Source organism: Rhizobium sp. NZLR1 (assembly GCF_017357385.1).
Classification (GTDB): domain Bacteria; phylum Pseudomonadota; class Alphaproteobacteria; order Rhizobiales; family Rhizobiaceae; genus Rhizobium.
Genome location: NZ_CP071632.1, coordinates 830,911 through 847,439 on the forward strand (window position 1 = coordinate 830,911; position 16,529 = coordinate 847,439).

Genomic DNA, 16,529 nt, shown 5'->3' on the forward strand with positions numbered 1-16,529 from the left:
CAGGCACCGGCGGGAAACGGAACAGAGAAAGGCATGTGAGAATGTCTGTCGCGCCTACCTCATTTCCTGCCTATAGTCGCGCGAGAATGGAATCGCCGGTTCGTCCGGCGGTTCCGAAAAATGCAGGATCGGCGGAGGCGGCCATCGCCAGCGAAGCGGATATCAGGAGCGGCCTGACGGAAAATCTGGCAAGGCTCTGGCGTTATGGTCTTGTTCTCTCGCATCAGCGTGATGTCGCCGACGACCTGGTGCAGGCGACCTGTGTTCGCGCGCTGGAACGCGCCGATCAGTTCGTCCCCGGCACCCGTCTCGACCGCTGGCTGTTTTCGATCCTGCATTCGATCTGGCTGAACGAGATCCGTTCCCGCAGGGTGCGCCAGGGCCAGGGTTTCGTCGATGCCCGGGAGACGCTGACCTTCGACGGCGCACATGCCACCGAAACGCAGGTGATGGCCGGTCAGGTGCTGAAACGGGTCAATGCCCTGCCCGAAGCACAGAGGACGGTGGTTTTCCTCGCCTATGTCGAAGGGCTTTCCTATCGCGAGGTGGCAAGCATATTGGATATTCCGATCGGAACAGTGATGAGCCGGCTGGCGGCTGCCCGCGCCAAGCTCTCAGGCGATGGCCTGGAAGGGGGACGGCAATGAACACGAAGCAAATCATTCCCTCTGACGAGGAGCTGACCGCCTTCATCGACGGCGAATTGACGGCCGAAGAGGCCGCGCGCATCGAAACCCTGGTGAATGAAGACGAGAGCGTCGCCGAACGGCTGGAATTCCTGGCGCGCGCCAGCCTGCCCTTCGAGCGGGCCTTTGCCCCACTGCTGTCGCGGGCCCCGCGCCAGAAACTGGAGACGATGCTCGCCGCCATCCCCGTGCAAGAGCGCGCAAAATCCGGCTCCGCACCCATATTCGCCACCCGTCGCCACTTCCTCGGCGCGCTTGCCGCCTCGCTGATTGCCGGCATCGCCATCGACCGCGCTTTCATCGGCATCGGCAAAGGCTTTTCGGCAAGGGACGAAAACAGCGAATGGCGCGCCGTGGTCGCCGACTATATCTCCCTCTATACGCCGGAAACGCTGGCTGGCCCCGTTCCCGCCAGAGACGTCCAGACCGCCCAACTCGGATCCCTCGACGAAAAGCTCGGCCTGTCGCTGTCTCCCGAAGCCGTCTCGCTTCCGGGCATCGACTTCAAACGCGCTTTGCTGCTGCAATATGACGGCAAACCGCTCGCCCAGATCGCCTATCTCGACCCGGAAACCGGCCCGATGGCACTCTGCATCGTCAGATCAGATGCAGGCCCCAAGGCGCCGGACCTCGAAAACCGCAAGGGCATGAATGTCGTCTACTGGTCGAACGAAACGCACGCCTTCATGCTGATCGGACATGCGGCGGCGGATCGGATGACGGCGATTGCGGAGGGGGTGCGGGGGAGGGTTACGGTCTGACCGCGATTGGCCCGGCCTGATATTGGACGTGATAAATCCTGCTATCAATTTCGTGTGAGGAACTGGCCGAGGCGGTTCACTAGCTTCGATGCCCAGAACATTGGAGTCGAGACACTGAAGCCGTGGTCAGCAAGGGCACGCAGCACTTCCTTGTTCTGACGCGATATGTTTTGGACGTTTTTGTTTGTGGCGCCCCCCAAGCGCATCCTGACCAACACGCGGGGGATATAAATGGTTTTGATGCGCGCGACTTCCAGAAATCGCATCATCAGCTCGACGTCGGCTGCCAGCCGATAACGCAGATCGAACGTCCCAAACCGGTCATAGATGTGACGTCGAACATAGAATGTCGGATGCGGCGGACACCAGCCGCGTCCAAAAGAACCGGGTTCAAACGGACAGGATTTCCAATAACGGACTGTGCGATCGGTATGCTGGTTGGAAACATAGATGAGATCGCCATAGCAGCCGTCATAGGCTTCATCGTCCAGCGTGGCCGCCACGGTTTCGAGGGAGTCGCTGCTCTCGAAAGTGTCGTCCGCATTCAAGAATCCGATGATGTCGCCGCTCGCAAGGCCAATCCCCTTGTTCATGGCCTCATAGATACCCCCGTCCCGTCCCGAAAGTACGCGGCGGTTGTCCGCCGGCGCCGAAGCAATGATGGCGAGCGTGGAATCGCTTGAGCCACCGTCGACGATGACGTGCTCGAAATCGCGGTAGGTTTGCATGTCGATGGACCGCAACGTATCGGCAATGGTCTGCTCGGCGTTCCAGCAAACAGTGATAAGGCTTATCCGGGGAGTGCGTGGATCGGCAGTGTCAGCAGCCATTTTAACGGGTGTCTTGCTCACATTCTGAGGGGCGAAATCTGGCCAACCCGTAGCAGATAGAAAGGCGGCGTCGCAATCCGGTACCGCACATTATCCTCGATCAATGCTGGATTGATCAGCGATTGGGCTACTTCCCGTCTCGGTAAGTGCATTGCATGCTGATCGATCTATCTGTAGTGAGCAGTGTCGAACAGCGATCGTCATCACGACAGGCTCGTGAATGCGCGCAGATTACCAAATTGCAGGAGGTCTCTTGTCTTCGAAGAAAAAGCTGCGCAAGGGCATCTTGCTCGCCGGGGGCTCGGGCACTCGGCTCCATCCCGCGACCCTCGCTATTTCGAAGCAACTTCTTCCGGTTTTTGACAAACCGATGATCTACTATCCCCTATCAACGCTGATGCTTGCAGGTATCCGGGATATCCTGATTATCTCTACGCCGCAGGACACGCCGCGTTTTGAACAGTTGCTGGGTGACGGCGCCCAATGGGGATTGAATCTTCAATATGCCGTGCAGGCCGCGCCGGAAGGCATTCCGCAGGCATTCTCGATCGGCAGGGAATTCATCGGGCGAGAGGCAACCGCCCTCGTGCTTGGAGACAATATTTTTTACGGCAACCTCCTGACGCATGATTTATCCGCGGCTTCCGAGAAATCGGACGAAGCGACGATCTTCGCGTATAAAGTCCACGATCCCGACCGGTATGGGGTAGTGGAATTTGACGGTCAGGGCAAAGTCCTCACCCTGGAGGAAAAGCCGTCCAGACCCCGCTCATCTTATGCGGTGACGGGTTTATATTTCTACGACAATGACGTGGTCGACATTGCTGCCGGCTTGAAACCCTCGCCGCGCGGTGAAACCGAAATTACCGATATCAATCGGCATTATTTGTCGGCCGGCAGGCTGAATGTTGCCGTCCTGGGAAGGGGGCATGCCTGGCTTGATACGGGCACGCATGATTCACTCCTTGAAGCCAGTCAGTTCATTGCCACCATCGAGCGGCGCCAGGGGCTGAAGATAGCCTGCCCCGAAGAAATCGCCTTTCATTTGGAATACATAGATGCCGAGCAGTTGCTAAGGCTGGCAGCTCCACTTGAAAAGAGCTCTTACGGTCGATACCTCATCAGCCTGGTGAGGGAACCAGCTCCGCATTTCCCAACCGGCTGAACCGGCAAAACTGGAAACCAATCTTGTCTGCTTTTACCCTGCTTACGTTAAAGACGATGTCCGACGGACGAGGCGCGCTGACCGTCATGGAGGGAATACTGCCATTTCCGGTCGTCCGGAGCTTCTGGATCTATGGAGCCGACGGATATACACGCGGCGGCCATCGTCATCACCAGACTCGGCAGGCGTTGGTCGCGCTTTCGGGAAGCGTGATGGTTTTGATGGACGATGGAAAAGCCCGGGAAGAGATCACCTTGTCGTCACCGGACCAGTGCCTGTTGGTAGAGCCAAGGGACTGGCACGAAATGACGTTCGGTCCCGGTTCGATCCTGCTCGTTTTTGCCTCTCGCGGATATGATAAGGACGACTACATCGACACCCCTTATGAGCGGCTCTGAGATGATTGAGTATGAAAGTCTTGCGCAGGCCAACCGCGCGCTGATGGAAGAGTTGGAAGCGGTTGCTTCCCGTGTCATTCGTTCCGGGTGGTACATACTTGGCAACGAGGTCTCCTCGTTCGAGGTCGAATTCGCCGCCTTTGCGGAAAGCAAACATTGCATCAGCGTGGCCAATGGTCTGGATGCGCTGATCCTGTCGATTGAAGCGCTCGATCTGCCGAAAGGCAGCGAGATCATGGTTGCCTCCAATACCTATATAGCCACCATCCTGGCAATTCTTCGCGCGGGCCACAAACCCGTTCTGGTGGAGCCCGAACGCGAAACCTTCAATATAGATCCGGCGCGCCTTCCCGCTGCGCTCACACGCAACACGCAGGCAATCTGCGTGACGCATCTTTTCGGCAAAGCCTGCCGGATGACCGAGATCGCGGCGTTTGCGAGCGAACATGGTCTCAAGGTGATCGAAGATTGCGCGCAGTCTCATGGCGCGCGCTATGACGGCAAGCTGACCGGCACCTTTGGAATCGCCGGCTGCTTCAGCTTCTATCCGACCAAGAATCTTGGAGCTCTCGGAGATGCGGGCGCGATCGTCACGGATGATGACGAATTTGCAGATCGCCTCAGACACATGCGCAATTACGGCTCGAAGAAAAAATATGAGAACGTCTATATCGGTGTAAATTCCAGGCTTGATGAGATGCAGGCGGCATTCCTGCGGGTCAAACTGCGTCACCTCGATGAGGTGACTGAACATAAACGGGCCCTGGCCGGTATCTATTTTGCCAATCTGCCCAAATGGCTCGCGCAGCCGCTTCGTCGACCTGCCGAGTATGACGTATTTCATATCTTCGGGATACGGCACCCCGCCCGCGACGAATTGCGTCAGTGGCTGCTCGATAACGGTGTCAAGACCGAGATACATTATCCGATTGCACCGCATAGGCAGAAGGCAATGCAAGGCATTCTTTCCGGCGATTATCCCATTGCCGATGAACTGCATGCCACCGAGCTGAGCCTGCCTATTTCCGCCGGGCATAGCAGCGATGAGATCGAGCGTGTCTGCAGCCTTCTCGCTGCGCTCCCGGAAAAGCTGAAGTTGGCGGCATGACAGAGCACCTGAAAGGACCGGCCTCGGCACGTGCGGATGACGATTGGGATATCGTTATCAAGCCTTCCAAGGGCAATAGGCCGGATCTCGGCCTTGTCTGGCGATATCGCGATCTCGTCTGGATGTTTTTCAAGCGGGATTTCACCACATTTTACAAACAGACCATTCTCGGACCCATCTGGTACATCATCCAACCGTCGCTGACGGCGATGACCTATTATGTTGTGTTTGGAAAAATCGCTAATCTTTCCACGGATGGCCTTCCGCCCTTTCTGTTTTACATGTCGGGCACGATCATCTGGAGTTATTTTTCTGCCTGTCTGACCAACAACTCTGAAGTCTTCTCGAAGAACGCCAATCTGTTCGGCAAGGTTTATTTTCCGAGGCTTGTGGTGCCGCTATCCGTTGCGATGAGCGGCCTTGTCGCCTTTGCGATCCAGTTCCTCCTCTTGTTGACGGTTTCCATTGTCCTGAAAATTGCCAATCCCGATCTGGCCCTGAACTATTGGTTCCTGTTTCTGACGCCGCTGGTGCTTCTCTATATCGCCGTGCTGGGCATTGGTGCCGGGCTTGTGGTTTCTGCTCTCACGGTCCGTTTTCGCGATCTCGTCTACGCCGTCGGGTTCATGACGCAACTCTGGATGTATGGTACGCCGATTGTGTACCCCTTCAGCCAGATCCCGGAACGGTATCATTGGTTCTATTACCTCAATCCAATGACGACGCCGGTTCAAACCTTCCGCTGGGCGCTATTCGACGCTCCCGCCTTGCCCGTCGGTCTTTGTCTCGCCAATCTCGCAGTGACTATCGCAATCACTCTATGCGGGCTGGCACTTTTCTCGCGGGCGGAAGCCAACGCGATGGATACCGTCTGATGCACGATATCGTTATTCGAGCGGAGCACGTCAGCAAGCTGTATCGTCTCGGCGTGATCAATCACGGCACCCTCTATCGCGACCTTCAGAGCTGGTGGGCGAAGTGGCGCAACCTTCCGGATCCGAACGTTTCCCTATCCGACCAGACGTCCGACCGCGGCGCGCAGTCGCGACTCAAGGGAGACATCTTCCACGCGTTGGATGATGTCTCTTTCGAGGTCGGGCACGGCGAGATCGTCGGGATTATCGGCAGGAACGGAGCCGGAAAATCCACACTGTTGAAGGTGATGTCGCGTATCACCATGCCGAATTCGGGCTTCATCGGTATACGAGGCAGAATTGCCAGCCTCCTTGAAGTAGGTACGGGATTTCATCCGGAACTCACCGGTCGGGAGAACGTCTATCTGAATGGCGCCATCCTCGGGATGAGCCGTGCCGAGGTTAGGTCGAAATTCGACGAAATTGTCGAGTTTGCGGAGATCGGCGAATTCATCGACACGCCGGTGAAGCGGTATTCGTCCGGCATGTATGTCCGCCTGGCCTTCTCCGTCGCGGCGCATCTCGAGCCGGAAATACTCTTGGTCGACGAGGTATTGGCCGTCGGCGACGTCAACTTCCAGAACAAATGCATGGGACGCATGCAGGAGGTCACCAAGGCCGGCCGAACGATAATCTTCGTCAGCCACAACATGACAGCGATCAGCAGCATCTGCCCGAAATCGATTCTGATGGCTGATGGAAAAGTTGCTGCGATGGGCGATACCGCGGATGTGATAAAGGCCTATCTCGATCGCCCGGAATTCGGGGGCACGGCAAGTTACTCGGTCAATCCCGAGGACGTCGACGGAAAGGCAGTCATTTGCCGTGTTTCGGTGTTGAATTCTCAAGGCGAGCTTTCCGGAACGTTGGAGCTATCGAAGGATTTCTCTGTCGAGGTCGAATACGAGTTGAGGGAGCCGCTCTCTGGCCTCTCGGTCGGAATGCAGATCATGATGGAGGACGGCTATACCCCCCTCATCAGCCTTTCCGATCCCGAGCTCGACGTCGGGCGCCTGGATACCCGGCCAGCCGGCTATTACAAAGCTCGCGTCAGATTTCCCGGATATCTCCTCAACACGGGCACCTTTTACGTGCGATTGGGCATATCGAGCCGGTTCTCGATCTATTCCGTCGCCGAGGGTATCCGGTTCGACGTGGAGGACAATGTCGGAATTATCCAGATGCTGGGCCAGCAACGAAAGCCGTCGATTTCGGCGATCCAATTGCCCTGGGAGATAGAAAAGCTCTTCCTGCGCAATTCTGAAGGTGTTTTGAAATGAAGAGAGCGCTTGTCACTGGGGCGGATGGATTTATCGGCTCTCATCTTATCGAGACGCTGGTCAGGTCGGGCGTCGAAGTTCGCGCCCTTTGCCAGTACAACTCGTTTTCCAGCTGGGGTTGGCTTGACCAGTCTGAATACCGCGGCCAATTCGAGGTGATCCTTGGAGACGTCCGCGATCCGGCGCAGATGCGCTCCGTCGCCAAAGGCGTCGATACGGTTTTCCATCTCGCCGCTCTGATCGCTATACCCTATTCCTATCAGGCCCCGTCGAGCTACATCGATACCAATGTGCATGGGACGCTGAACGTTCTTCAAGGGGCTCTCGACGCCGGCGTGGGAAGAGTGATCCAGACATCGACGAGCGAGGTCTACGGGACGGCGCGTTTTGTGCCGATCAGCGAAAGCCATCCCCTGCAGGCGCAGTCGCCCTATTCGGCTTCCAAGATCGGTGCCGATGCGATTGCCTACAGCTACCATTCGAGCTTTGATCTGCCGGTGACGATCGCACGGCCTTTCAACACGTTCGGCCCGAGACAATCTGCAAGGGCGGTTATTCCGACCGTGATTTCGCAGCTTCTGAGCGGACGAACGTCGTTGAAACTCGGCGCGCTCTCACCGACGCGGGATTTCAATTACGTGCAGGATACGTGCGACGGCTTTTTGGCACTCGCCGCTTGCGACCAAGCCGTCGGCCAGACGGTCAATATCGGCTCCGGCAGCGAGATATCGATCGGCGAAACCGTTCAGCTCATCGCCGACATCATTGGCGTCAGCGTAGAGATCGAATGCGACGAGCAGCGTTTGCGTCCGGCAAACAGTGAAGTGGAACGCTTGTGCTGTGACAACAGCCTGATCAAGTCTCTGACGGGATTTTCGCCGCGTTACAGCTTGGAAGATGGTTTGAAGGCAACGATCGAATGGCTGCGTCAGCCGCAGAATCTGGCGCGGTATAAGGCGGATATTTTCAATGTCTAGGCGCGCAGTCATTCTGGCGGGGGGAATGGGAACGCGGTTGCGGCCCTATACCGTCGTCCTTCCAAAACCTCTGATGCCGATCGGCGATTATCCTATTCTTGAGGTGATCATCCGTCAGCTGATATCACGCGGCTTTCAGCACATCACGCTTGCCGTCAACCATCAGGCCGAATTGATCAAGGCGTTTTTCCAGGATGGGGACAAGTGGGGCGTACGCATCGACTATTCGCTGGAGGACGAGCCGCTTGGTACGATGGGTCCGCTACGGTTGATCAAGGATCTGCCTGATAATTTTCTGGTGATGAACGGAGACATCCTGACGGACCTGAATTATGCCGATTTTCATGACGGTCATGTCCGCGACGGCAATATATTCACAATCTCGTCCAAAACACGTCAGCATCGCATAGATTACGGCGTTCTTGATACCAGCGAGGCAGGACGCCTGACCGGCTTCCGGGAGAAGCCGACGGCCGAGTATAAGGTCAGCATGGGCGTCTACATGGTGTCTTCGAGGGCAGTAGAGCACATACCGCAACGCGGCGCTTACGGCTTTGACCAGCTGATGCTCGATCTCCTTGCGGCAGACAAGCCGGCCACGGTGCGCGATTTTCAAGGCTATTGGCTCGATATCGGACGCCCCGACGATTATGCATTGGCGATCGAGCAGTTCGAAACCATGAAATCCAGGTTCTTGAATGGTTGATGCCATCGTCACCGGTGCGGGCGGTTTTCTCGGCAAGCGTCTGGTCGAGCGGCTTGAACAGGCCGGCGTTGACGTGCTTGCGCTTGACCGAACGCACGGCGACATAGCCGAAGAACGCCTCTGGCAGGAACTGCCGGCGGCGCGCACGCTGTTTCATCTTGCCGGCAGGACATTTGTGCCGGATAGCTGGACACAGGGCCCGAGCTTCATGGCTGCCAATGTGCTTGGTACGCAACATGCTTTGAACTGGTGCAAGCGACATAAGGCCAAGCTCATATTCGCAAGTGCCTATGTTTATGGGGTGCCGGAGCGACTGCCGATCCACGAAAGCGATCCGGCCAGGCCGAACAATCCCTACGCACTTTCCAAACACCTTGCCGAACAACTCTGTGAGTTTGCTGCCACACACGAGCAGATACCAGTGGTGGTATTGCGCCTTTTCAATATATATGGCGCTGGGCAGCGGCCCGAATTTCTGATCCCTATGCTTCTGGAGCAGATAAGGGCGAAGCAGGAAATAAAGGTTCTGGATCTGAGCCCGCGGCGTGACTATGTATTCGTTGACGATGTGCTGAGCGCCTTTGCCAAGGCGATGGACGTTTTGGAAGGCTATCATTGCATTAATATCGGCTCCGGGACATCGCATTCGGTGCAGGAAATAATCGATATCTTGCAGGAGACCGCCGGCACTCATCTACCTGTGGTGTCGTCTTGCGCTGTTCGGCGGAATGAAATACCTGACGTGCGGGCCGATATTGCGCGGGCTCGTGCCATTCTTGGATGGTGGCCGGAATGGGATCTGCCGGCCGGGATCCGCGCGATGATGAAGGAGTCGTAAATTGAACGAGCGTTACGTTCCGATCAACAAGGGCAACTACTCGATGGACACGGACGAGCGCGAAGCCGCGTTCGACAGATTCCGTGGCGAAGGGTGGGAAGCCGAATACGCGGACTACCGTCGCAAATGGTCGGAATATGCCCTGAACCAGCAGGTTTCGGATTACCCGCTGTTGGTCGATCTCGAGCTGGCGTCGATCTGCAATCTGCGTTGCCCGATGTGCTACACGATCAGCGACGAGTTCAAGAAAAACGTCAACACGACCCGGATGGACTGGGATCTCTATTGCCGCATCATCGATGAGATCGGCGGCAAGGTTCCTGCGATCCGTCTGTCGCTGCGCGGCGAAGCTACGCTGCACAAGCGCTTCGCCGACTGCGTGCGCTACGCCAAGGATCACGGGATCAAGGAAGTCTCGACCCTCACGCACGGCTTCAAACTCAACAGGGACTATTTCGCTGAGCTCGTCGATGCCGGCATCGACTGGATTACTATTTCGATCGACGGCACCGGTGAGACCTACGAGAAGATACGCAAGCCAATCAAGTTCCAGGCTCTACTCGACAAGATCAAGGACATAAAGAAGTACAAGGAGGAGCGCGGTCTCCATCGTCCTGTTATCAAGGTGCAGGGCATCTGGCCGGCGATCCGGGAAAATCCTGATCTCTATTACGAGACCCTTGCGCCTTATGTCGATCTTGTGGCCTTTAATCCGCTGATCGACTATCTCGGAAACGATTCAGACGTTCAATATCTTGATAACTTCACCTGCCCACAGCAATATCAGCGCCTCGTTATTGGCGCCGATGGGCTTGTAATGAAGTGCTCGAACGACGAGGAAAATCGCGAGGTCATCGGCGATGCCAATGCCGAGACGGTCCATCAGATTTGGCACGGCGAAAAAATGAATGCGGTCCGCGCCTTGCACAAAGAACCGCAGGGCTTCTTGAAAAGCGAAGTATGCCGCCGTTGCTACCTGCCTCGCCTGACGGATGATGAGCCGACCGAAATCTGCGGCCGGAAAGTGATCGTCCGAAATTACGTCGACCGGGCTCAGGAAATCGGAAAATAGAGAAGCAGCCGGAGTTGGCGCGGGATGACGTCGCACAGAGCCGACTGAGCTGCGCTACCACTAGTCGCATGCCGGCTGCATAGCGCATTGCAGGAGTAGCAGATGTTCCGGAACTACCGACCTGACCGGTGTTACATCATCGCCGAGATCGGCGGGAATTTTACGACTTTTGATCAGGCAAGACAGCTGATCGACGAGGCGAAGTCGTCCGGCGTGGACGCGGTGAAGCTTCAGACTTACAAGGCTGAAACGCTTTCAAGCCGGCATGCGATGTTCGATATGGAAAATACCGGCGTTACCTCCCAGTTTGAACTCTTCCGCAAGTATGAAATCGGACACGAGCTGCATGAAGCTGTCTTCCGTTATGCCGAGAGCCACGGACTGGACTGGTTTTCATCGCCATCCCATGAAAGCGACGTGGATTTGCTGGAAAAGTGTGGCGTAGGTGCTCACAAGGTCGGATCCGACGACGCGGTAAACCTTCCCTTTCTCCGCTATTTGGCTAAGACCGGGAAGCCAATCCTGCTGTCGACCGGAATGAGCACTCTCGACGAGGTGCGCGAATCCGTCGAGACGATCAAGGCGGCGGGTAACGATAAACTTATTCTGCTGCATGCCATTACCAGCTATCCCACCCATCCCGAGAATGTGAATCTGCTGGCAATGCAGACTATGATGCAGACCTTTCCCGACCTGGACGTCGGTTATTCCGACCACACGTTGACGCCGGTCGCCAGTCTTTGCGCTGCGGCGATGGGCGCACGGGTGATAGAACGCCACTTCACCTACGATAAGAACGCCGACGGCCCCGACCACATGCTTTCCGCCGATCCAGCGGAGATGAAGTGGCTGGTCGAGGCAATCAGGGCTTTCGAAATCATGCGTGGCAGCGGACGCAAGGAGCCGGCCGCAAGCGAAGCAACGACAAGACTCAACAACCGCAAGAGCGTCGTTCTGCAACGCTCGCTAACGGCCGGCGACATCATTTCGGCCGGCGATATTGCCGTGAAGCGTCCCGGTAGAGGCATTGAACCCAAACACTTTGAAGACCTTGTCGGGCGGAGGGTCGCTCGAGACCTTGAGGTCGACTCGCTGCTGCAGTGGAGCGATCTGGCGTGACGCTTGGGATAATTATCCAGGCACGAATGGGCTCGACCCGGTTGCCGGGAAAGGTGCTTCGCGACATTTCCGGCAGGCCGCTTCTTGGCCATGTCCTGGGCAGGCTTCAGATGTTGAAGCGGCCGGCCAGGATTGTCGTAGCGACATCATCGGCCGTCGAGAACGATGCTATTGACGCCTGGTGCCTTGAGCGCAGCGTCAGCTGCTTTCGCGGCGACGAAACCGACGTCCTCGATCGCTATTTCCAATGCGCGAAATCATTTGGAATGTCTGACATCGTTCGATTGACCGCAGATAATCCTTTCACGGATATCGAGGAGCTCGAAAGGCTTATCGATCTGCATCAGAGGCAGAGATACGACTATACGCATGCGTTCGGCCAGCTGCCGATTGGCGTGGGCGCTGAGATATTTACGCTCGAAGCGCTGTCACGCAGTCATCGCGAGGGAAAGTTGCCGCACCATCGCGAGCACGTGAACGAGTACTTCACCGACCAACCGGAGTTGTTCAATATCGGCCAACTCGATGTTCCCCCAACCAAAATCTCTCCGAGCCTGCGTCTGACGGTGGACACGGAGGAGGATTGGAAACGCGCTTGTGCGCTCGCCGCACTGGCGAACGAGGGTTGGCTTGGCACGGAAGAAGCGATCAGGCTATGTTCGTCTTCTGCATAGAGAGCTCGCATACACGCGGCATGGGCCATCTGTTCCGGTCTTTGACGCTCGCAGCCGAACTGCGCGCGCGCGGTCGTCCGGTCCGATTTCTGGCGAACGATCATCCGAACTCGCTGAAGATCATCCGCGAGCGCGGCTTTGACGTGGGGCTTTACGATCTCGCCTCGGTGACGGGATGGGAGAACAGCTTCCTCGAACCCGCCGCAGCGGCTCCAGTCTGGATTAACGACCGCCTCGACACGCAGCGATCCCACAGCGAGGCGATCAAGCGTTTGGGCGTCAGGCTTGTTACCTTCGACGATCGTGGTGACGGCGCAGAACTTGCAGACATCAACATCTGCGCTCTGATGTTTGAAAAGACCGAGTATCTCAAGGGCAAGGATGTTCGGCTGGGATTGGAGTACATGATCCTCAATCCTGAAATCGCGGCGTTTCGCAGGCTTCGGCAAAGCCTCGCATCGATACTTGTGACGCTCGGAGGCGCCGATACCTACGGCGTGACCGCCCGTGTCGCCAAATGGCTGAGGGACAAGCCGTTTGCCGTCACCATCGTCACGGGCCCGAGCTTCCAGCACATGGCGGAACTTGAAGAAGTCATCTCGGCCGCGTCACCGGGCCGGTTCACGCTACTCAACCAGGTGCCGTCGCTGGCCGCGGAGATGCATCGACATGATCTGGCGATTACCGGTGGCGGCATTACCCCATTCGAGGCCTGCGCGGCTGGGCTGCCCTGTGTGGTGATCGCCAACGAGCCTTTTGAAATCCCCGTCGGACATGCGCTTGAGAAGCTGGGAGCGGCGTTTTTTGCCGGGCATCACTCGGCATTCGATCTCGGTATTCTGGAAACGGCAATTCCCATCAGGGCCATGAGCGAGATCGCCATGACCAAGGTTGGTCTTGGCGGGGTCGGGCGTGTTGCCGATTTGCTGGAGAGATTGGCTGCATGACCATCACGGCGGTTATTCATCAGCCGGATTTTGCTTCATATCTCGGCTTTTTTCAGCGGTTCCTGAACGCCAACCTCTATATCGTTCTGGACCATGTGCAGTTCGTCCATGGTACGAGCAAAAGCTGGACGCATCGTGACAAGATAAAGACGGCGCAAGGCGATCGGTGGCTCACCGTCGGCATCAGAAAGCCGAGTTTGGGCACTGCAATCAATGCGGTGGAACTGGCGCCCGGCACCGGATGGATAGACCAGAACCTTTCGCTGCTTCGCGAAAACTATCGAAAGTCCGCCGGTTGGAGCGAAGTCTTTCCCCGCATCGAAGCCCTCTACGGCAAGCGGTTCGAGCTGCTGGCCGATTTCAACATGCATTTCCTGGAAGGTATTCTGGATATGCTTGAAATCACGATGCCGACGGTGCGATCGAGCACATTAAGTCCGGAAGGGCATAGGAACGAATTGCTTGTCGAACTGCTGCGCAAAGTGGGAGCAACACGTTATCTCTCAGGCCTGGGGGCGCGCGACTATATGCGGCCGGATGTGTTCGAGGCAGCCGGAATTGAGATCGAATGGCAGCATTTCGTCCATCCGGTTTATCCACAGCCCTTCGGCGAGTTCATGCCCTATCTCAGCATCCTCGACACACTGCTGAATTGTGGTATTGCAGGCACGCGTGACCTGCTCTGGAGTTGCAAATGAATATTCTCGCGATCGGTGCCCATTTTGACGACGTGGAACTGGGCTGTGGCGGTGCACTGGCACGCCATGCTGCAAACGGCGACACGGTTTACGTCTATGTCGCGACCGTATCGGGCTTTTCAAACCAGTATGATCAGTCCGTGCGCAGCAGCGAGGTCGCCAGAGCGGAAGCGGATGCGGCGATGGAAATTCTCGGCGTCCAGAAAATGTTTTGCGGCGAGTTCAAAACGCTCCAGATCGAATTCGTCGATCCGCTGAATATCGAGATCCTCAAGCTCGTGCAGGATCTGAAGATCGATATGGTCTATACCCACTGGGTCGGCGACATCCACCATGATCATCTGGCCCTGTCGCGCGCATCGCTGCACAGCTGCCGCCACGTACCCCGCCTCTTGATGTACCGCAGCAACTGGTATCATTCGACGGTGGATTTCAGGGGGAATTTCTACGTCGACATCACCTCCCATTGGGACCAGAAGGAAAAGGCAATCCTTGCCCACGAATCCGAGATGGAGCGCACGGGGCGGAAATGGGTGAGCTTCTTCCGCAATGAAGCCGAGAACGCCGGCCAGCGCATCGGTGTAAAATACGCCGAAGTCTTCGAGGTCGTGAAGTGGCTGCAGCCGTGAGGAAAATAATGACTCTCGCCTCTATGCTGCTTCCATACGGTGTGCATGAATTGAGGCGGAGGCACAGACAGCGGGTTCAGCTCTCGAAACCGATGCTGGAGGCCTTGAGAGCCAACGAAGAACTAGCGGGATGCCATCAAGGCCGGCGCTGTTTCATATTGGCCAATGGTCCGAGCGTGAAATCTCTGGATCTGACGGTGCTTGAGGGTGAAACCGTTATAAGCGTGTCAAATGGCTATCTTCATGGCCATTTTATGCGCTTCGCACCGAAATATCACATCGTTCCACAGATTACATATGGCACCATGACTGAAGATCAGGTCGCGCGCTGGTTCACTGAGATGCATGAAAATATTGGTGAGGCAGAACTGTTTCTCAATGAGACTGAAGCTGGCATCGTCGCCGAGCGCAATCTTTTTGCCGGCCGGAAAGTGCGTTACGTGGCCCTTCGCACGAATATTGACGAAGTCACCGACACATCCATCATCGATATCGCGAAGCCGATCCCCCGAATCGATTCGGTGCCAGTGTTGGCTTTGATGATCGCCTTGCATATGGGCTTCAAGAATATCATCCTGCTTGGCGTCGATCACGACAGTTGGAGGAGCGGATATTATACCTATGCCTTCGATTTGAAGGCACAGGCCGACATGGATTACTCGGTGACATCAGATGGAAAGATCCTGTCTTCCAACTACGACACATTCCAAAGCCTTGCCCGCCTCTGGCGCCAATATCGCAGGCTGGGGATGATTGCCTCCGCCAATGGCGTCCGGATAATAAATGGAGGCATAGGTGGCGAGCTCGATGAATTCGAAAGGATTCCGCTGAAACTGCTGCTCTCGCCAGACAAGGTGCAGTGATAATGCGCGCTCGTCTTTCTTCGCTGGTGCGCCGGTTTCTTAAGCATCGACGTCCATCTGGCCTTCAAACCCAAACTGGGTACATCGGTGAGTTCACCACCTGGGAAGAAGCAGAGGCGGGCTTGGCTGGCTATTCGGATCCGAACATCGCCCAAAGAGTTGCTTATGGCACGACCGAAGTCTTGAACGGACGCAAGGCTTACGAACGCGATTCGATTACGTTCGAGACCAGACAATATGCCTTCCCGATCGCAACTGCCCTATTATGGGCCTCACGTGCGCGCGCGGCGCTTAACGTTCTTGATTTCGGGGGTGGCCTCGGGACGACTTATTTCCAAAACCGGCCCTTCCTGCAGGCCGTGTCTCAGGTGAGCTGGGTGATCGTTGAGCAACAGACATTTGTTGAACAAGGAAAACATCTATTCCGAGATAGCCAAGTCAGCTTCTGTTCTGATATGCGCGAAGCCTTGGCGACGGAGATCCCGGATGTAGTCCTTTTCTCTAGTTCCCTTCAATACGTCGAGAGGCCTTACGATATGCTGGAGGCCATAAAAGCCTCAAAGGTTCCGATGGTCGTATTTGACAGAACGCTGTTTTCAGGCCGCTTAAACGACGTCCTCACGCGCCAATATGTTTCGGCCGATATATTCTCGGCCGTCATACCGACATGGATTTTCAGTGAATCCAAGTTTTTGAATTACATGGCGTCGAACTACACGCTAGTTTCAAAATTTCCGGCGTCCTGTTCCACGGTCGAAAATGATCGAGAAAATCGGAGCCTGCAGGAGTCCGGTTATTTGTTCGTCCTGACCGGTTCGCAATACGATATTGCCCTGCAGTCGCCCATAATCAGCGAGAATTAAC

At 56.2% G+C, this 16,529-nt stretch carries 19 protein-coding genes; 18 read left to right on the forward strand and 1 reads right to left on the reverse strand.

Features of this window, described 5'->3' with window-relative positions:
* Positions 1-41: 41 nt before the first annotated feature.
* Both J3O30_RS04145 and J3O30_RS04150 read left to right on the forward strand, forming a co-directional pair.
* The gene (locus J3O30_RS04145) at positions 42-647 is read left to right on the forward strand and encodes an RNA polymerase sigma factor (protein ID WP_207583013.1); all 606 of its coding nucleotides are present in this window, start codon (positions 42-44) and stop codon (positions 645-647) included.
* Positions 644-1,447 (forward strand): anti-sigma factor, encoded by an 804-nt coding sequence (locus J3O30_RS04150; protein ID WP_207583014.1) that lies wholly within the window; start codon positions 644-646, stop codon positions 1,445-1,447. The genes J3O30_RS04145 and J3O30_RS04150 overlap by 4 nt, the downstream gene beginning before the upstream one ends.
* A gap of 44 nt (positions 1,448-1,491) precedes the next feature.
* Here J3O30_RS04150 and J3O30_RS04155 read toward each other — a convergent pair whose 3' ends face one another.
* Positions 1,492-2,277, reverse strand: coding sequence for a glycosyltransferase family 2 protein (locus tag J3O30_RS04155; RefSeq protein WP_207583015.1), 786 nt, complete (start codon positions 2,275-2,277; stop codon positions 1,492-1,494).
* Positions 2,278-2,530: 253 nt separating this feature from the next.
* Between J3O30_RS04155 and rfbA the strand changes: the two genes are divergently transcribed.
* The 16 genes from rfbA (at position 2,531) to J3O30_RS04235 (ending at position 16,528) form a co-directional block, all read left to right on the forward strand.
* The gene (gene rfbA, locus J3O30_RS04160; protein ID WP_207583016.1) at positions 2,531-3,442 is read left to right on the forward strand and encodes a glucose-1-phosphate thymidylyltransferase RfbA; all 912 of its coding nucleotides are present in this window, start codon (positions 2,531-2,533) and stop codon (positions 3,440-3,442) included.
* A 23-nt stretch (positions 3,443-3,465) separates the two neighbouring features.
* A complete protein-coding gene (locus tag J3O30_RS04165; RefSeq protein ID WP_207583017.1) occupies positions 3,466-3,840 on the forward strand; it encodes an FdtA/QdtA family cupin domain-containing protein in 375 nt (124 codons plus the stop codon).
* Position 3,841: 1 nt separating this feature from the next.
* On the forward strand, positions 3,842-4,948 hold the full coding sequence (locus tag J3O30_RS04170) for a DegT/DnrJ/EryC1/StrS family aminotransferase (protein ID WP_207583018.1): 1,107 nt from the start codon (positions 3,842-3,844) through the stop codon (positions 4,946-4,948).
* The gene (locus tag J3O30_RS04175) at positions 4,945-5,823 is read left to right on the forward strand and encodes an ABC transporter permease (protein ID WP_207583019.1); all 879 of its coding nucleotides are present in this window, start codon (positions 4,945-4,947) and stop codon (positions 5,821-5,823) included. Before J3O30_RS04170 ends, J3O30_RS04175 begins: the two co-directional genes overlap by 4 nt.
* Positions 5,823-7,142, forward strand: coding sequence for an ABC transporter ATP-binding protein (locus tag J3O30_RS04180; RefSeq protein ID WP_207583020.1), 1,320 nt, complete (start codon positions 5,823-5,825; stop codon positions 7,140-7,142). The genes J3O30_RS04175 and J3O30_RS04180 overlap by 1 nt, the downstream gene beginning before the upstream one ends.
* Positions 7,139-8,119 (forward strand): NAD-dependent 4,6-dehydratase LegB, encoded by a 981-nt coding sequence (locus tag J3O30_RS04185; protein ID WP_207583021.1) that lies wholly within the window; start codon positions 7,139-7,141, stop codon positions 8,117-8,119. The genes J3O30_RS04180 and J3O30_RS04185 overlap by 4 nt, the downstream gene beginning before the upstream one ends.
* Entirely contained in the window at positions 8,112-8,825 is a 714-nt protein-coding gene (locus J3O30_RS04190; protein WP_207583022.1) for a nucleotidyltransferase family protein, read from the forward strand. Before J3O30_RS04185 ends, J3O30_RS04190 begins: the two co-directional genes overlap by 8 nt.
* A complete protein-coding gene (locus J3O30_RS04195) occupies positions 8,818-9,663 on the forward strand; it encodes an NAD(P)-dependent oxidoreductase (protein WP_207583023.1) in 846 nt (281 codons plus the stop codon). Before J3O30_RS04190 ends, J3O30_RS04195 begins: the two co-directional genes overlap by 8 nt.
* A gap of 1 nt (position 9,664) precedes the next feature.
* Positions 9,665-10,735, forward strand: a complete 1,071-nt coding sequence (locus tag J3O30_RS04200; protein WP_207583024.1) for a radical SAM protein — start codon at positions 9,665-9,667, stop codon at positions 10,733-10,735.
* Positions 10,736-10,837: 102 nt separating this feature from the next.
* Complete coding sequence (locus tag J3O30_RS04205; protein WP_207583025.1) at positions 10,838-11,854, forward strand: N-acetylneuraminate synthase family protein; 1,017 nt, start codon at positions 10,838-10,840, stop codon at positions 11,852-11,854.
* Complete coding sequence (locus J3O30_RS04210) at positions 11,851-12,528, forward strand: glycosyltransferase family protein (RefSeq protein WP_207583026.1); 678 nt, start codon at positions 11,851-11,853, stop codon at positions 12,526-12,528. The genes J3O30_RS04205 and J3O30_RS04210 overlap by 4 nt, the downstream gene beginning before the upstream one ends.
* A complete protein-coding gene (locus J3O30_RS04215; RefSeq protein ID WP_207584256.1) occupies positions 12,510-13,475 on the forward strand; it encodes a glycosyl transferase in 966 nt (321 codons plus the stop codon). The genes J3O30_RS04210 and J3O30_RS04215 overlap by 19 nt, the downstream gene beginning before the upstream one ends.
* Complete coding sequence (locus J3O30_RS04220; RefSeq protein WP_207583027.1) at positions 13,472-14,173, forward strand: WbqC family protein; 702 nt, start codon at positions 13,472-13,474, stop codon at positions 14,171-14,173. The genes J3O30_RS04215 and J3O30_RS04220 overlap by 4 nt, the downstream gene beginning before the upstream one ends.
* A complete protein-coding gene (locus J3O30_RS04225) occupies positions 14,170-14,802 on the forward strand; it encodes a PIG-L deacetylase family protein (RefSeq protein ID WP_207583028.1) in 633 nt (210 codons plus the stop codon). Before J3O30_RS04220 ends, J3O30_RS04225 begins: the two co-directional genes overlap by 4 nt.
* Before the next feature lie 104 nt (positions 14,803-14,906).
* Positions 14,907-15,665, forward strand: coding sequence for a hypothetical protein (locus J3O30_RS04230; RefSeq protein WP_246762716.1), 759 nt, complete (start codon positions 14,907-14,909; stop codon positions 15,663-15,665).
* Positions 15,666-15,667: 2 nt separating this feature from the next.
* Positions 15,668-16,528: a methyltransferase, TIGR04325 family gene (locus J3O30_RS04235; protein WP_207583030.1), complete on the forward strand. Its 861-nt coding sequence runs from the start codon at positions 15,668-15,670 to the stop codon at positions 16,526-16,528.
* The last annotated feature ends 1 nt before the right edge of the window (position 16,529 follow it).

Coding starts and splice junctions, on each gene's coding strand:
- J3O30_RS04170 (WP_207583018.1), top strand. CDS start 3,842: ATGATTGAGTATGAAAGTCTTGCGCAGGCCAACCGCGCGCTGATGGAA.
- J3O30_RS04155 (WP_207583015.1), bottom strand. CDS start 2,277: ATGGCTGCTGACACTGCCGATCCACGCACTCCCCGGATAAGCCTTATC.
- J3O30_RS04220 (WP_207583027.1), top strand. CDS start 13,472: ATGACCATCACGGCGGTTATTCATCAGCCGGATTTTGCTTCATATCTC.
- J3O30_RS04235 (WP_207583030.1), top strand. CDS start 15,668: ATGCGCGCTCGTCTTTCTTCGCTGGTGCGCCGGTTTCTTAAGCATCGA.
- J3O30_RS04145 (WP_207583013.1), top strand. CDS start 42: ATGTCTGTCGCGCCTACCTCATTTCCTGCCTATAGTCGCGCGAGAATG.
- J3O30_RS04185 (WP_207583021.1), top strand. CDS start 7,139: ATGAAGAGAGCGCTTGTCACTGGGGCGGATGGATTTATCGGCTCTCAT.
- J3O30_RS04180 (WP_207583020.1), top strand. CDS start 5,823: ATGCACGATATCGTTATTCGAGCGGAGCACGTCAGCAAGCTGTATCGT.
- J3O30_RS04195 (WP_207583023.1), top strand. CDS start 8,818: ATGGTTGATGCCATCGTCACCGGTGCGGGCGGTTTTCTCGGCAAGCGT.
- J3O30_RS04215 (WP_207584256.1), top strand. CDS start 12,510: ATGTTCGTCTTCTGCATAGAGAGCTCGCATACACGCGGCATGGGCCAT.
- J3O30_RS04225 (WP_207583028.1), top strand. CDS start 14,170: ATGAATATTCTCGCGATCGGTGCCCATTTTGACGACGTGGAACTGGGC.
- J3O30_RS04150 (WP_207583014.1), top strand. CDS start 644: ATGAACACGAAGCAAATCATTCCCTCTGACGAGGAGCTGACCGCCTTC.
- J3O30_RS04190 (WP_207583022.1), top strand. CDS start 8,112: ATGTCTAGGCGCGCAGTCATTCTGGCGGGGGGAATGGGAACGCGGTTG.
- J3O30_RS04175 (WP_207583019.1), top strand. CDS start 4,945: ATGACAGAGCACCTGAAAGGACCGGCCTCGGCACGTGCGGATGACGAT.
- J3O30_RS04205 (WP_207583025.1), top strand. CDS start 10,838: ATGTTCCGGAACTACCGACCTGACCGGTGTTACATCATCGCCGAGATC.